Genomic DNA, 15065 nt, shown 5'->3' with positions numbered 1-15065 from the left:
GTTTAGTTCAACATTGTATAAGCATAATGCGGGCGAAAGAGCTAAATTTGAACTTATGAACTATTAACAAACTTATCGGCAAAATGGAAAGTGTCGGCTTCGTAATCCCGCACTACGCTTATACTTCACCGTTGGCGGTAATTAAAAAAAAGAAAGCCTAAATGAATTGGATTCAGATATTTAATAGACTTTTTGAATTAATAAATACTCAAGGAGAAACATATTTTGGAGGCACAAGATTTCTTAATACGATAAGAGAGGTCAATTACAATGTACCCTCATACACTAACTATATTGAACAACGTAGAGCTGATAACAAAAGTACAAGCAGAAGAGATTACTATTTTGATCTGCTAATGGAACAACCCGAAAACGACAGAGTTCAGATTGTTAATTCAATACTCGGAGTAATTGGTCATTTAGAACCTGAAAGAACTGCAACAATTCGAGATTTTATAGAACCTGATAACCAGATAGAAGTTTCACAGGCAGTTATACCAGCAAATTTATGGAATGCGGAAAGACTCATTGAATATCTTGAAAGAATAGATAATGCAATTAACTCAAGGAATTATGAATTAGCATTGACTCTTTCATACACTTGCTTGGAGGGATTTTATAAATCATTTATTCGTGAAAAAATCCCGACTCAAATACACCTAAACGAATTAACACCAATGGCAGTTCAAGTTAGAAACTATATAAAAACTGAACTTGACGCTAATAGCATAGAATACCCAGAACAAGTCATTGTTTTAATATCGACAATTACAAATGCTGTTGCCAATGCACGAAACAATTTTAGCGATTCACATAGCGGAAATAGGGCAGAAAAATGGACAGCTATTTACATAAGAGATAATGTAAATTCAATCGTAAGACTAATTCTAAATTTTATCTAAATATTATGGAAACTAAATCAAAAAACATTTCACTTAAAGCCATTTTAATTGTAATAACAATTGGAATTTGGGCAGTTGTGCTTCAAAATGCGGGAGTTATTCCGACAAAGCAGAATGTATATGTTAAAGGTGGATACATTGATGTATCAGGGAGCGTTGACGTGGATAATACAGTAGACGTAAGTGGATATCTAGACGTAAATCTTGAAGCGATTAATGGTAAAAGTAATGCGTTTTATGATTTTGGTGGGAACGGAGAATATGTTCGAATTCCTGTAATGACAACATATCCAAGAGGATATTAAAAAACTACCGCCAACAACGTATATAAAAAATAGCGGTTTAATAGCTTAAACGAAAGAAAATGAATAAATTAAAGGTCAGTTATAATCCGAAAATTAGTGCACAAAATCCCCCGCCTTCGGCAATACCCAACCGTTGTACACAAGCTCTGAAAAGCCAACCGCACAGTCAAGCACATTTTATTTTGCTCGTACCTCACAAAACAAAAAGAGCTTGCCTTTTCCCACCACCCAAAATTGTTGATAAATATTTAGCTCATCTAGTGAGATAATAAAATATCATTGTATATTTGAGAAATAGAAAACATTCTGAAATGAATCGGATTAAAGAAGTTTTAGATGAAAAAGGTATAAAGCAAACTTGGCTAGCTGAAAAACTAGGGAAGAGTTACAATATGGTAAACTCCTATGTTCAAAACAGAAGGCAACCAAGTATTGAAGATTTATACAAAATTGGAGAAATATTAAATATTGAAGCTAAAGATTTACTTGTTGAGTCTTTAGAAAAAAAGAGTTAAATATATGCTAGCAACTTACAAGTTAGAAAGAGAAGTTTTATCACTATTAGAAGAACCTCAATTGAGGTTATTTGAAAGTGAATTCAAAATAAAGAAAGATGAGTTTCTAGGAATTAAATATGACAAACGTGGTTACACAGTCAATGATAAACTTGAGCAGATAATTGATAGTAAGATTCAAACTATTGGATTCTTTTCTGGTGCTGGTGGTTTAGACGTTGGTTCACAATTGGCAGGTAGTAAAGTAATTTCAAGTTTAGACTTTGATAGAGACAGTGTTGCAACAATGAAGAGAAACAAATACTTTTCACACTCAACACATTTTCACAAAGACATCAAAGAAATGGGTGCTTTAGATTATTCTAAAATAATTAAAGAAAATAATCCTGAGAAACTAATTCTAGTAGGAGGTCCACCTTGTCAACCTTTTTCTAAAGCTGGCTATTGGGTTACCCATAAAAACAGACTAGGAAGCGAAGACCCAAGAAATATGATTGGTAATTATTTACGAATGATTGATGAATTGGGTCCAGACGGTTTTATTCTTGAAAATGTTGAAAGTTTACTCCATCCTAAAAACAAACAAGCTGTTCAAGATTTAGAAGAAGCGATAGAAAAGTTAGGTTACAAATACATTATTTACAGAGCCAACGCTCTTGATTTTGGTGTACCTCAAAAAAGAAAACGAGTATTTTTTATCGCTTCAAAAAATGGCATCATTGGTGAACCAACTAAAACACACGGTTCAGAGAAAGAATTACTTTTAAATAAAGACTTGAAACCATATGAACGAGTAATTGATTGGATTGGAAAGTTTGATGATGATAAATATTTTGAGCCTGAAGAAAGTACAGCAGGTAAAACTTATGATGAAGAACTAAAACAAATTCCACCTGGTAAAAATTACTTTGCATTAACCGAAAGAGACGGACATCCAAATCCTAAATTTGAAGCGAATAAAAGATTTTGGAGTTTTCTACTAAAATTACATCCAAATTTACCTTCTTGGACTATTGCCGCTCAGCCTGGTCCTTGGGTTGGTCCTTTTCATTGGAATAACAGAAGGTTAAGAGTACCTGAAATTGCAGCATTACAAACTTTTCCTGAAGACTATCATTTTGTTGGCACAAGACGTTCAATACAAAAGCAAATTGGTAACGCAGTTCCATCTTTATTAGGAGAGGCGATTGTTAAGCACTTAATTTCAAACATATGACAAAACCTAAAATTGTAAGTATATTTTCGGGTGTAGGCGGTATTGACTTTGGTTTTGAAAAAGCTGGTTTTCAGACAGTTTTTGCGTCTGATATTTGGGATAGAGCGTGTGAATCATTGAAAGTAAACTTCAATGATTGCGAAGTAGTTTGTGATGATATTGTAAACATTGACTTTAAAGCAATAAAAAGAAGGCATAAAGAAATTGATGGTTTGGTCGGTGGTCCACCTTGTCCTCCTTTCTCTAAATCTAGATTTTATAGAACCGAAAAAGATAGAGGAATTGATGATATTGACGGTTTTACAACTGTATCTAATTATTTCCGTGCAGTTGAAGAATTAGAACCAAAATTCTTTTTCTTTGAAAATGTACACGGTTTTGTTTTTAAACCTCACAAAGCGGCTCTTGAATTAGTTGAAGAAGAAAGCGAAAGGTTAGGCTATAAAATATTTCATAAAGTTGTTAATGCAGCAGATTATGGAGTTGCTCAAACAAGACAAAGATTTATCTGTATTGGAGTCAAAAAGGAATTAGAGGATTTCAAATACCCTAATCCAACTCATTCTAACCCAGAAAAACCAATTACAGAAACACTTCCTTGGGTAACTTGTGGAGACATTTTAAGTGATATTGATTTTGACTTGCCAGAAGATGAAAAAATGCAAGCAGGCTCTAAACACAAAGACCTTTTAAAATTAGTTCCGCCAGGTGACAATTATTTATTTTTCACAAAAGAAAGAGGTCATCCAACCCCAATTTTTAAATGGCGTTCACGCTATTGGTCATTTTTGCTGAAATTATCCCCAGATAGACCATCTTGGACAATTCAAGCAAGTCACTCTAACAATATGGGACCTTTCCACTGGAAAAATAGATTCTTAAGAATTCAAGAAATTAAGCGTATTCAATCATTTGAGGATAAACATATTTTTTTAGGCAATTATAGAGAGCAATGGAGACAGGTTGGTAATGCTGTTCCTCCAAAACTTGCCAATGTGTTTGCTGAACAACTAATACTACAATATTTTAATAATTATGAGTGTAAGAGACACAATAATTCTAGACAGAAAAGACCTGAGGTATCTTCTTATTGATAGTTTAAGACTTTACTCGGACAACGTTGCGTTTATTGATGGGAATAATCCTTACAGATTTTCAATAAATAAGAAAACATATTACGTTTTAATTAAAAACGTTCACGAATCTGGTGATGGTAGAGGAAATCAAGATGAATGCCGAATCCAAGTTGCGAAATCACAAAATTTCAACACAGCATTAAATTCAGGAAATGACGTTATTGTTTTGGGATATTTTGCTGACGAAAAAGTTTTTACGGCTTGGAATCCTTTTATGATGAGAGATAGGTTCAACCAAAGACAAACAATCTCATTATATTCAAGATTTTCAGTTCAAAAACTTGCTAAAATTCAAAAAATCGCAGCTTACCGAGACAATAATGGACAATCTGTAATTAGCTTTATTCCTGACTATTTAGGTTTATATCTAGAGAACTTGAATTCAATTCATTTACTATCGGATTTAGAATTAAAAAATCTTGTAGAACAATCTGATAATCTTAACAATCAAAATGCAGATGGTGAATTTGATACTTCAGAAGGTGTTCTTACAATCACTCACGCTAGACAAAAGAGAGACCCAAATTTTAGAATTAAAGTTTATGATGCCTACAATAACAAGTGTGCAATGTGCGGAATAGGTTTGGAATTAATTGAAGCTGCTCATATTGTACCACACTCTCACGAATTAGGTACAGATGAAATTGACAACGGAATAAGTCTTTGTGCTTTACATCATACAGCTTACGACCGTTCACTAATATATTTTGACGAACAATTGGATATTCTAATTAATGAAAGTAAAATGGAATACTTAGAAAAAGTCGGACTTGACTCTGGAATTAGAAAATTTGAAAAACTTGCTTTTGATAAAATTCAAATACCCGAAAATCATACACTTCGACCGAACATTGGGAATATAAAAATTGCGAATCAAACTAGAGGAATAGTTGATGATTAAGCCAACGCTTAAAGCCATACACATTTGCAATTCGCTACAGCCAAAGCTCAAGCCAAAAATTGCAAAAGAGTATGTCTTTGCCAACGCTGAAAACCAAGCGAATGGAAAAAAGCCAGTGTACAACAACGTATATAAAAAATAGCGGTTTAATCGCTTAATCGAAACAAAATGAATAAATAAAGGTCAGTTATAAACCGAAAATTTAGTGCATAAAATCCGCTACTTTTCATATACAAGACCGTTGTGCATAAGCTGCCCAAATTGCGCTAAAAAATAAACTAAATGAATTTTACCCAAGTTTATACAACCCGAAAACTTGAAAAAACAATTGCAAAATCGATTGTTGAAAAAGATGAACCTGAAAACAAATTTTTGGGCGAATGGGTTGCGACTATTTTTTACGTTGATAGAAAAAAATGTTGGCTGATTGTAAATAAGCTGACCAAATATTTACTTATTCTTTCGGACATCAAAACATCTGAACTGAATAACATCACCGGAATTTTCACAAAAACGCTTCATTCCCAACTCAAACACGACGGAATTGAAATCGAGTACGGAACTTTGAGAGAAATAATTGGAGAAATAAAACTGTGCGAGACCAATAATGACCGAAGTGCGAATGGTTCTCTGAATAATTGTATGTTCAGCATCGACCATTGGAAAATGGAATATGGAGGCTACGAAAATCTGCCATTTAGAAAAATAAATAGCGGATTGAATAGTTCTCCAAATAAAATTTTGGAATGGAAATATCCGAAAGAAGTAATGAACGAAATAATAAAAGCCTATCTACAACAACGGCTATAAACAAGCAGGCGGACAGTGCAAAAACGAAAGTATAAACATAAAACAAAGGTCGGTGCTATTGGACAGTTTAGTGGCTTGTAAGCTGCTACTGCTCATAGCCGAGACGGTTGTATATCATTTGAAAAACTATGTGTAACCGAACAGAAAAATTGGAACTATGTACTTGTTCAGATTTGAACACTAACAAAATTCAAGGGCTTTATTCTGATGAAATAAGTCGTTTAGGCAAAAAAGAATTCTTGAAAGTTATCAAGTGGAAATTAAATAGATTTTTAGGAGCAGAATGGAACGGAATGGATGGTTTGATGATTATGCCTTCTCAAAATCTGATTAATGAATTAACTGAAAATTTTATACTTGGTGAATTAAACATAGAGAATTGTTTTGATTTTGAATACCAGCCAAACGAAGGAGATAACTTGATTTTTGAAATCAGTTGGTTATTTAACAAAAGGGGGTAAAAGATTAAACGAGAAATGGGATATGAATACTCTTCCTACATCTTTAGAAACGGTGAATGGAAGCCTGATTTTTACAATCCATTTTATGAAAAAACTGAAATAATAACCGAAGGAATATTAAAAAAACGATAACCCAACAATAGCTATAAGTAATTGCTACTTGTCGCCTACTTCTGAAAATCCGCGAGGATTTTCAGTTTGGTGTGTTCCGCCACGGCGGATTAGTGCAAAACCACGTAACTACTCATACATGCAAAACGTTACTGTCATTTTAAAGCAACAAACATCTATGAAAAAACTTCCAAATTTTGACATAAAACCACACGGAGAAATCTCAAGAGCATTTTTAAGACAAAATATCTTAACATTTCACCGAGCCACTGAATATATTCAAAATTTGAGTTACGGAAGAAATTCAAACAAAGAAGATTTAAAAAGCATTTTCATAGAGAAAAAAGGAACTTGTAGCACCAAACACGCTGTATTAAAACAGTTAGCAAATGAAAATGATTTTAAAAACATTCAACTGATACTTGGAATTTTCAAGATGAATCCTCATAATACGCCAAAAGTTGGAAAGACTTTGTTAAAAAATAAGCTGAAGTATATACCGGAAGCACACAATTATTTGAAGTACGAAAATGAAATTTTTGATTTTACTAAACAAAATTCTTCATCAGCAGACTTCGTAAATGACTTACTCTTTGAAACAGAAATCCAGCCAAATGAGATTAACCATATTAAAGTTCAAATACATAAAGATTATTTAATAAATTGGCTCAATGAAAACAACAATATAAATTACGCTCTCGATGAGCTTTGGAAAATCAGAGAGCAATGTATTGAAGATTTATCAAAATGAACAAAAATAAATTACATACAGATAAAATAGTAAAAGGAAAACGAACCTACTTTTTTGACATAAAAAAGAGTGAACAAGCAGACTTGTATCTAACTATTTCAGAAAAGAAAAAAACTGACAATACTTCGGAACATCATAGAGTTATGATTTTTGAAGAAGATTTAAAGGATTTTGTGGATACGTTTAGAAATGCACTATTGAAGTTTAAAGAACTTCAACAACCAAAGACTGAAGAAAAAAAATATTCAATAGAAAAAATTAGAGCAACACCCCAAAATGCCTATCAACCTTGGACAGAAGAAGATGATGAAAAACTTGAATTGCTATTTTGTGAAGGTAAAAAAGTAAAAGAACTTACTCATATCTTCGAAAGAAAAGAAGGAGCAATAACCTCTCGAATTAAAAAACTCGAACTAAAGGAAAAATATGGGCGATAAAACAACTACACGCTGAAAACTACCGCCAACATCTGCAACCCGTGCACAACCTCCATTTTTCAGAAAACACATAGAATATCCAACCTCGTTTAAAGCCTTATTAAGCGAGGTTTATTATTTGAAAAGTATTTTGAAAAGGCATTTTATTTTCATCCGAGCATAAAGCAAGATATTTTTTTCTATTTTTGAGTGGTGAAACAGGTGTATGCGGTTTTGTAAAATGGTTGGTATAGTGCTAAATTTAAGCATTGAAATTTTATTGGGTATTTGCATTTTTAATTTCCCAACATCGCGAAGCCGAAAGCAGTTAGCCACCATTTAAAAGAACAAAATGATAAGAATAAAAACAATCCTTTTGACAATTATAACAGTCTTTGTACTTCAAAGCTGTAACGTTGGAACTACAGGAATTTGGAAAGACGAAAACATTGAACAAAGTCTAAAAAATGAAATTGAAACGTTAGACATAAAAGTTTTGGAGGCCGTTACTACAAATAATATTGAACTTCTGAAATCAATGATGTCAGATAAGTTATTAGAAAAAAGTGGTGATAACATTGGTCAATTGCTTGAACAAGCAAGTGGCGTGATTACTACGACTGACTATAAAGTTTTAAATCAATTTCATACAAAGAATTCAACTACAGGGATTGGAAATACTGTTATTTCAGGAGTTAGCGGACTAAATGACTATTCTATAAATTATCAAGCCTTAAACGAAGAAATGTTTATTTCCCTTTTAATTTCCAAAAGCGGTCTTGACGAATTTATTGTTACCAACATTTATGGAAAGTATCCCGATGGTTGGAAGCTCAATATCCTTCATTTCGGACAATACAAAGTCAATGACAAAACTGCCCCTGAATTGTACTCTGAAGCCAAAGTAGAACATGAAAATGGATATTTGATTAATGCTGCGAACAATATGTTTCTAAGCTCAAGAGTGGCAAATCCCGCCAATAATTTTTGGCAATATCAAAAAGAAGAGGAAATGAAAGGGTTTTATGAAAAAGTAATGAAAGAAGTAAACTCTAAATATAAATTTCCAATGACCCTTGAAGCAATTGACTCAAAACCACAAATCTTGTCAATCTATCCACAAGGAACTGAAGAAGGATATTTCCCGATGATTGAGTATGTGACCAACTTAGACTTAAAAGATACGGTGCAAACCAACGCAGAGTATGAAAAAGTTCATTCAGAGATTATCAAAGCTTTTAATGGAATTGAAAAGAACAAGGACTATGTTTTTTACAAGGCATTTAGCGAAATACCAAACGGAAAAACGCCTGTTCCAACTTATGGATTTATAAAAAAATTAAAGTAAAAATGCTTGCTAACAAAGCCTGCAGTGGTTAAATGAAGTTTTGTGCTTCATCTAGTTCAGTACAGATTGACGGTTTCGTGCTAGTTAGCCGCCCGAAATCAAAGCCCGAAAAGCGTAGCGACGTGCTTAAACAAAGATACCAAAAAAATGACAGAAGAACTGAAAATAGCTATTGAAAATCTATACACTACTTTTTCGATTTACCCTTTTAGATCGACAATTGAAGGTTGTCCTTGCTGTGTTTCTGATTCTGACAAAGAAAAATTCCATTCCAAACAATTACGAGATTTAGTTGAAGACGACCTTTCAAGGTATGCTTTTAAGGCAATTACAACTTGGGGCGATACAAATGACTTTAAGCATTACTTACCGAGAATATTCGAACTTTTAGCAACTACTGATTTTGTTTTTGACACTTTCGTAGTACTTGGAAAACTTGAATATGGGAAATGGCAAGAATGGGCAGAAACCGAAAAAACTTCAATTAAGCAATTCTTATTGGCTTGGTGGACAGACGTAGTTAAACGAAAAAAATATTTTGACAAAGAGGTTTTTACCGAAATTTACAAATTAACAAACAACATTGAGCAATTACTAAACCGTTGGACAATCAGTTTTTCCGACAATAGTTTTTCAAATTTTGTCGATTTAGTACTTAACTATTACAACGACTTAAAAAACAAGAAAAAAGAGTTTCGGGATTTTGATGACGATTCTGTTGGAAATTTAAAATTATGGATAAAAGAAAAATCTCAATGTTTAGAAAAAGGATTTTTTCACTTTGCCGATATTGACCGAGATTTTGCAGACAAAATATCGATAGCACAATATATTTATGAAAGAGCTTGAGGAAAATAAAAAACGAACGTATAACATCTGCAACCCTTGCACAACCTCCATTTTTCAGAAAACACATTGAATATCCAACCTCGTTTAAAGCCTTATTAAGCGAGGTTTATTTTTTGAAAACTATTTTGAAAAGGCATTTTTTTTCATCCGAGCATAAAGCAAGTTATATTTTTTCTATTTTTGAGTGGTGCTATAGGTGAAATGTTTTAACCAAATGGAAAAATGGAGCTTAATATTTGGAATAATAATTATATTTATTGTTCTCAGAACTTTAAATACAAAAAGTAAAGAAATCTCTACTGAGAGAGTTTCGGCAACGGAATTTGTTGCAAAATTAGAAAAATTAGGATATTATAAATATGCTGAAGAGAATAATATCGACCATTTAAAAACCGACTTAATCGAAAATTTTGATCCAAATAATGAATTAGTTACTATTTGGGACAACGAAACAGGAGTTCCTCTTGATTATAGATATTATTCCTGCGATGGAGAAGCAGTTTACGAGGAGGGTGGATTTACAGATCTTTTGGAACATGTTAGACCAACTTTTGACAAAATTGGACTGAAAATAAATGTTACTGACCACATAGAGGAATGGAATGACGAAAAAAAATGGTTAAATCATAGAATAACTATTAATGAATCTGAATATATCATTTTTAAAAATTTCAGAGGATATGGTTGGGGTGAAGCAGTAATGCAATTTGCCCAAATAGTAAATGAAGAAGCAGAGAAGCAAGGGATTAATGAAAGGTTATATTTAGTAGGTGGTGGAAATGACGGCCGATTGATTTTCTTAACCAATGAATTATATGATTATATTTATAGTGTTTATACAAACACACACTGGAAACCTTTAAAGGTACGTGAGTGGATGAAAGTTATGAATGTGAAACCAATGAATTACAAAGGCTGAACAGCATGAAGCAGATCCCAAATACGCCTTAAAAACAGATTTTAATAAATTATTCAACTTACTCAGGGAAAATAAACAAATACAAATCATAGCTGAAATCCATAACGACAAATGGGTTACTTTGGTTTAAATGTAAGGGTAAAAAATTTTCGTTATATTTAACTTTATATTGTAGCTGCCTTTTTTTAGAAATAGCAGATTTTTGTAATTAAGTTTAAGTTTTAATAAATACCTCATGAAAGCACGTTTGTATTTACTACTGTTTTTGGCTACTCAATTTGTTTTTGCTCAAGAAACAGAGAGTAAAATTCAAGAATTACCCACCGAATATGGTGCATACACCATTCCATTGTGGACTAAATTAACGCTTTAATTAAAGGAAACTTCTAAAAACAAATTTGAATATAGAATCATAAGTAGTGAACCTTATGAAGAGATGTATTCCTTTGACAAACAAGACAAAGTTTTTTCTGAAAATCCCCAAAAAAATACAGTCGATATTCTGTTTGTTGGAGCATATTATAATGATGGAAAAGAAGATAGTGATTACAAAACACTTCTCAAGATAAGAAATAACCTAGATGTTCCATTAATGTATAAAGCTGATATAAAATATTATTTTAATGATGAGTTTGAAAATACAAGCATTGTTGGAGCTTTCCCAGGAACTGACACGCAAGAAATTTGGGCGCACAAAATAGACTTAATTGCGTTGTATGACTTTGAAATACTTAACCCAAAAGAGTAAAATTTCGTCCTCATAATCAAAAAACCAGCTGACCACTCTTGGGTAATTTTCTAGCCAAATGCTCTAGAAAAAACCAATTTGTAAATCTTTGCATATTAATGAAACAACTGTCAATAAAGAAAATTTTAAAATTCATATTTCGCGGGATCCTAATTTTTATTGGTTTCGTCTTTCTTTTACTTTTGGTTATTGGGTTTCGTGTGGAACATCAAGATGGAACCTATGACAATTGGTCTGGATTAAGGGCTCTCTTTCAAAAAGACAGAGATTTTGGAATATTTCTTAACCAACAAGAAAAATATGAACTTAACGGAATCGATGGGCCTTATTTAGTAAACTCATCAATTTATCGAGTTGATTCAATCAATAATGTACTTAAAACATCTTTTAAAGATTCAGATTCTATTCTCGTTCAAGTAAATAACAATGATTTAGATACATTTTATTTCAAAAAAAGAGATTCTATTACACGAAATTCTCATCACTATAAAACTCCTGAAAAATTAATTGCAATATCAGACATAGAAGGAAACTTTAACGGATTTTCAAGTTTTTTGCAAAATAATCAAGTTATTGACAAAAAATTTAATTGGATATTCGGAAGCGGACATTTAGTTTTAGTGGGTGATTTTGTAGATCGAGGAAACAACGTTGTTCCAGTTCTTTGGTTGATTTACAAATTGGAAGAACAAGCAGAAAAAAAAGGAGGTAAAGTTCATTATATTTTGGGAAATCACGAATTGTTAAATTTTCAAGGACGTTATAAGTATAATGATAGAAAGTATGTGAAAATTGCTCAACTTATTTATAATAACGAAAATTATAAAAATGCAGTTAAATTTATGTATTCCACCGAAACAGAACTTGGAAAATGGTTACATTCCAAAAATGGTATTGAAAAAATTGGAGATTATATTTTTGTTCATGCTGGATTAAGTCCTAAAATTTTAAAATTTAAACCTACTATTACTAAAATTAATGAAATTGCTAGAAATCATTGGAATAAGGATTTATATAACGAGCCAGAGAATGACGATCTGGCAAATTTTCTGATAGGACCAGAAGGGATATTTTGGTATCGAGGATTTGCAATGGATTACAAATATTATGATAAAATAACCGAAAAAGAATTAGACCAGATTCTTTTATTTTATCAAGCTAAAAAAATAATCTTCGGTCATTCTGTAGTTGACGATATCAAGAAGGATTTTAATGGGAAAATCATCGCAATTGACGTAAAACACAGTCAAGAAAAGAACTCCGAAAAAACAAAAGGATTGCTTATTGAAAACGGAATTGAATATAAACTTGACGGAAAAGGAAACAAAACTAAACTATAAAAATATGTCAGTTGATATTCTCTTTTCGGAATAGCAATAACTAAATATGCTTTTTTTTAAAAAATCAAATGCTTTATTAAAGCAGCGTATTCCAGATTTTTTGTTTGATAATAAAACGGAGTTTTTGTAAAAATAAAGCCTAAAAAAACTTCCTATCCATTCAATTTTTTATGTTATTTTAGTAAAATATAATTCAAATAAAACTATTGACCTTACCTTTTGAACCCACCGTTTTTGGGATAAAACTCAATGTGCATCTAATCCTGGAGTATCTGGCGTTTTTTATAGCGTTCAGATATTATGTTTATTTGCGCAAACACAAACCGGATAGCATCTCTAGCAAAAACCGACTGTCTATCATTTTAGGGGCAATTTTTGGTGCTTTTTTGGGGTCAAGATTTTTCGGGTTTTTAGAAAATCCTATGATTCCCATCAGTCCCGATAATCTATTGCAATTGCTGAATACAAAAACCATTATGGGCGGTTTGTTTGGCGGACTTTTGGGCGTGGAATTGGCAAAGAAAATCATTCATGAAAAAAAATCATCGGGCGATTTGTTTACCTATCCCATCATTTTGGGAATTATCATTGGCCGAATTGGTTGTTTTTTGAGCGGAACCAACGAATTTACCTATGGCAAAGAAACTCATTTCTTTTTGGGAATGAATTTAGGCGATGGTTTGTCTCGGCATCCAATTGCTTTGTATGAAATTATTTTCTTGCTATTTTTGGTCTTTTTCCTCCAAAAAATTTCCTATTTTACGAAAAGAAAAAACGGATTATTATTCCAATTATTTATGATTGCCTACTTTGGATTTCGCTTTGGAATTGAATTCCTGAAACCCAATGTGTTCTATGTATTTGGTCTCAGCAGCATTCAATGGCTTTGTATCATTTGCTGGATTTATTATGCAGCAACCTTAAAAAAATTAATTAAAAATGCCTACTAGAAAATATACTTATTACGATTATACCATCAGTTTGTGTCCTGAATGTTTAAAACGCATTGATGCCAAAATTGTCTTTGAAGATGAAAAGGTGTATATGCTCAAAAGATGTCCAGAACATGGAAATTCGCGCGTGCTCATTGCAGACGATATTGCCTATTATAAAAACATCAGAAACTATAACAAGCCTTCAGAAACGCCATATAAATTCAATACCAAAACGCATTATGGTTGCCCGTATGATTGCGGTCTTTGCCCAGACCATGAGCAGCACTCTTGTCTAACGATTATTGAAATTACGGACCGTTGCAATTTAACCTGTCCCACTTGCTATGCGGGTTCATCACCCACATACGGAAGGCATAGGACCCTAGCGGAAGTTAAAACCATGTTAGACACCATTGTTGCCAATGAAAAAGAGCCAGATGTGGTGCAAATAAGCGGAGGCGAACCAACACTACATCCTCAATTTTTTGAAATTTTGGATTATGCTAAATCCTTGCCCATTAAACACCTGATGGTAAACACCAATGGACTTTTAATTGCCAAAGATTTTGATTTTGCCAAACGACTAAAATCCTATGCACCCGACTTTGAAATTTACTTGCAATTTGATTCGTTCAAAGAAGAAGCCTTATACCAATTGCGGGGTGCCAATTTAAAGAAAATCCGAGAAAAAGCTTTGGAACATCTCAATGAGCTCAACCTTTCTACCACCTTGGTTGTCACCCTTCAAAAAGGATTGAACGATGATGAAATGGGCGAAATAATTGACTATGCACTTCAACAACAATGTGTGAGAGGCGTCACATTTCAACCCACACAAATTGCGGGTAGATTGGATAATTTCAACCATGAAACCGACCGAATTACGCTCACCGAGGTTAGAAGAAAAATATTAGAACAATCAACCATTTTTAGTCCAGATGATATCATTCCTGTGCCGTGTAATCCAGATGCTTTGGCCATGGGATATGTGCTGAAACTAGAGGGAAACAACATACCGCTCACCCGCTATATCAACCCCACCGATTTACTAGACAACAGTAAAAACACGATTGTATATGAGCAAGATGAAGCGCTGCATCAAAAAATGTTTGAAATTTTTAGTACCGGAACTTCTACCGACAAAGCATCTGATAAGTTGCACCAATTGCTTTGTTGTTTGCCGTTTGTAGAAGCACCCAATCTTGGCTATGACAATTTGTTTAGAATCATTATTATGCAGTTTATAGACGCCCATAATTTTGATGTGAGAGCCATAAAAAAATCATGTGTTCATATCGTAAATAAGGATAATACCATCATTCCCTTTGAAACCATGAATCTTTTTTATAGAGATGATAAAATTGAACGATTAAAAGCATTACAAAACGAAACAAAATTATAG

General features: G+C 32.8%; 18 protein-coding genes. All 18 read left to right on the top strand.

All coding sequences use genetic code 11. The annotated features are described in order from the left end of the window. The first annotated feature begins 161 nt into the window (after positions 1–161). The 18 genes from MG290_RS08770 to MG290_RS08685 all read left to right on the top strand — a co-directional run bounded on the left by MG290_RS08770 (position 162) and on the right by MG290_RS08685 (position 15065). On the top strand, positions 162–902 hold the full coding sequence (locus MG290_RS08770) for a hypothetical protein (RefSeq protein WP_264560947.1): 741 nt from the start codon (positions 162–164) through the stop codon (positions 900–902). A gap of 5 nt (positions 903–907) precedes the next feature. Next, positions 908–1207 (top strand): hypothetical protein, encoded by a 300-nt coding sequence (locus MG290_RS08765; protein WP_264560946.1) that lies wholly within the window; start codon positions 908–910, stop codon positions 1205–1207. Positions 1208–1518: 311 nt separating this feature from the next. After that, the gene (locus tag MG290_RS08760; RefSeq protein WP_264560945.1) at positions 1519–1722 is read left to right on the top strand and encodes a helix-turn-helix domain-containing protein; all 204 of its coding nucleotides are present in this window, start codon (positions 1519–1521) and stop codon (positions 1720–1722) included. Positions 1723–1726: 4 nt separating this feature from the next. Beyond that, positions 1727–2938: a DNA cytosine methyltransferase gene (locus MG290_RS08755; protein WP_264560944.1), complete on the top strand. Its 1212-nt coding sequence runs from the start codon at positions 1727–1729 to the stop codon at positions 2936–2938. Beyond that, positions 2935–4032 carry a DNA cytosine methyltransferase gene (locus MG290_RS08750; protein ID WP_264560943.1) on the top strand — a complete coding sequence of 366 codons (1098 nt, stop codon included), beginning with the start codon at positions 2935–2937 and terminating at the stop codon, positions 4030–4032. Before MG290_RS08755 ends, MG290_RS08750 begins: the two co-directional genes overlap by 4 nt. Then, positions 3974–4975, top strand: a complete 1002-nt coding sequence (locus MG290_RS08745) for an HNH endonuclease (RefSeq protein ID WP_264560942.1) — start codon at positions 3974–3976, stop codon at positions 4973–4975. The genes MG290_RS08750 and MG290_RS08745 overlap by 59 nt, the downstream gene beginning before the upstream one ends. Before the next feature lie 282 nt (positions 4976–5257). Continuing rightward, positions 5258–5785 carry a DUF6933 domain-containing protein gene (locus MG290_RS08740; RefSeq protein ID WP_264560941.1) on the top strand — a complete coding sequence of 176 codons (528 nt, stop codon included), beginning with the start codon at positions 5258–5260 and terminating at the stop codon, positions 5783–5785. A gap of 149 nt (positions 5786–5934) precedes the next feature. Next, the gene (locus MG290_RS08735) at positions 5935–6246 is read left to right on the top strand and encodes a hypothetical protein (RefSeq protein ID WP_272585205.1); all 312 of its coding nucleotides are present in this window, start codon (positions 5935–5937) and stop codon (positions 6244–6246) included. Positions 6247–6535: 289 nt separating this feature from the next. After that, positions 6536–7108 carry a hypothetical protein gene (locus MG290_RS08730; protein ID WP_264560939.1) on the top strand — a complete coding sequence of 191 codons (573 nt, stop codon included), beginning with the start codon at positions 6536–6538 and terminating at the stop codon, positions 7106–7108. After that, positions 7105–7545, top strand: coding sequence for a PUR family DNA/RNA-binding protein (locus tag MG290_RS08725; protein ID WP_264560938.1), 441 nt, complete (start codon positions 7105–7107; stop codon positions 7543–7545). Before MG290_RS08730 ends, MG290_RS08725 begins: the two co-directional genes overlap by 4 nt. A gap of 331 nt (positions 7546–7876) precedes the next feature. Further along, on the top strand, positions 7877–8872 hold the full coding sequence (locus tag MG290_RS08720) for a hypothetical protein (protein WP_264560937.1): 996 nt from the start codon (positions 7877–7879) through the stop codon (positions 8870–8872). 147 nt (positions 8873–9019) lie between these two features. Further along, the gene (locus tag MG290_RS08715; RefSeq protein ID WP_264560936.1) at positions 9020–9721 is read left to right on the top strand and encodes a hypothetical protein; all 702 of its coding nucleotides are present in this window, start codon (positions 9020–9022) and stop codon (positions 9719–9721) included. A gap of 214 nt (positions 9722–9935) precedes the next feature. Further along, positions 9936–10640 (top strand): hypothetical protein, encoded by a 705-nt coding sequence (locus MG290_RS08710; RefSeq protein ID WP_264560935.1) that lies wholly within the window; start codon positions 9936–9938, stop codon positions 10638–10640. Between the two features lie 235 nt (positions 10641–10875). After that, complete coding sequence (locus MG290_RS08705; protein WP_264560934.1) at positions 10876–11013, top strand: hypothetical protein; 138 nt, start codon at positions 10876–10878, stop codon at positions 11011–11013. 63 nt (positions 11014–11076) lie between these two features. After that, positions 11077–11388, top strand: a complete 312-nt coding sequence (locus MG290_RS08700; protein ID WP_264560933.1) for a hypothetical protein — start codon at positions 11077–11079, stop codon at positions 11386–11388. A gap of 98 nt (positions 11389–11486) precedes the next feature. Beyond that, entirely contained in the window at positions 11487–12728 is a 1242-nt protein-coding gene (locus tag MG290_RS08695; RefSeq protein WP_264560932.1) for a metallophosphoesterase, read from the top strand. A gap of 251 nt (positions 12729–12979) precedes the next feature. Then, positions 12980–13678, top strand: coding sequence for a prolipoprotein diacylglyceryl transferase (locus MG290_RS08690; RefSeq protein WP_264560931.1), 699 nt, complete (start codon positions 12980–12982; stop codon positions 13676–13678). After that, complete coding sequence (locus MG290_RS08685) at positions 13668–15065, top strand: radical SAM protein (protein WP_264560930.1); 1398 nt, start codon at positions 13668–13670, stop codon at positions 15063–15065. The genes MG290_RS08690 and MG290_RS08685 overlap by 11 nt, the downstream gene beginning before the upstream one ends.

Origin of the sequence: Flavobacterium sp. CBA20B-1, assembly GCF_028473145.1 — a bacterium.
In the GTDB taxonomy this organism is placed as follows: Bacteria; Bacteroidota; Bacteroidia; order Flavobacteriales; family Flavobacteriaceae; genus Flavobacterium.
This window is presented reverse-complemented; position numbering and strand designations above follow the sequence as displayed.

Bases quoted from the DNA above. Each gene is read 5' to 3' on its own strand.
- MG290_RS08770 (WP_264560947.1), top strand. From the start codon at position 162: ATGAATTGGATTCAGATATTTAATAGACTTTTTGAATTAATAAATACT.
- MG290_RS08765 (WP_264560946.1), top strand. From the start codon at position 908: ATGGAAACTAAATCAAAAAACATTTCACTTAAAGCCATTTTAATTGTA.
- MG290_RS08760 (WP_264560945.1), top strand. From the start codon at position 1,519: ATGAATCGGATTAAAGAAGTTTTAGATGAAAAAGGTATAAAGCAAACT.
- MG290_RS08755 (WP_264560944.1), top strand. From the start codon at position 1,727: ATGCTAGCAACTTACAAGTTAGAAAGAGAAGTTTTATCACTATTAGAA.
- MG290_RS08750 (WP_264560943.1), top strand. From the start codon at position 2,935: ATGACAAAACCTAAAATTGTAAGTATATTTTCGGGTGTAGGCGGTATT.
- MG290_RS08745 (WP_264560942.1), top strand. From the start codon at position 3,974: ATGAGTGTAAGAGACACAATAATTCTAGACAGAAAAGACCTGAGGTAT.
- MG290_RS08740 (WP_264560941.1), top strand. From the start codon at position 5,258: ATGAATTTTACCCAAGTTTATACAACCCGAAAACTTGAAAAAACAATT.
- MG290_RS08730 (WP_264560939.1), top strand. From the start codon at position 6,536: ATGAAAAAACTTCCAAATTTTGACATAAAACCACACGGAGAAATCTCA.
- MG290_RS08725 (WP_264560938.1), top strand. From the start codon at position 7,105: ATGAACAAAAATAAATTACATACAGATAAAATAGTAAAAGGAAAACGA.
- MG290_RS08720 (WP_264560937.1), top strand. From the start codon at position 7,877: ATGATAAGAATAAAAACAATCCTTTTGACAATTATAACAGTCTTTGTA.
- MG290_RS08715 (WP_264560936.1), top strand. From the start codon at position 9,020: ATGACAGAAGAACTGAAAATAGCTATTGAAAATCTATACACTACTTTT.
- MG290_RS08710 (WP_264560935.1), top strand. From the start codon at position 9,936: ATGGAAAAATGGAGCTTAATATTTGGAATAATAATTATATTTATTGTT.
- MG290_RS08705 (WP_264560934.1), top strand. From the start codon at position 10,876: ATGAAAGCACGTTTGTATTTACTACTGTTTTTGGCTACTCAATTTGTT.
- MG290_RS08700 (WP_264560933.1), top strand. From the start codon at position 11,077: ATGTATTCCTTTGACAAACAAGACAAAGTTTTTTCTGAAAATCCCCAA.
- MG290_RS08695 (WP_264560932.1), top strand. From the start codon at position 11,487: ATGAAACAACTGTCAATAAAGAAAATTTTAAAATTCATATTTCGCGGG.
- MG290_RS08685 (WP_264560930.1), top strand. From the start codon at position 13,668: ATGCCTACTAGAAAATATACTTATTACGATTATACCATCAGTTTGTGT.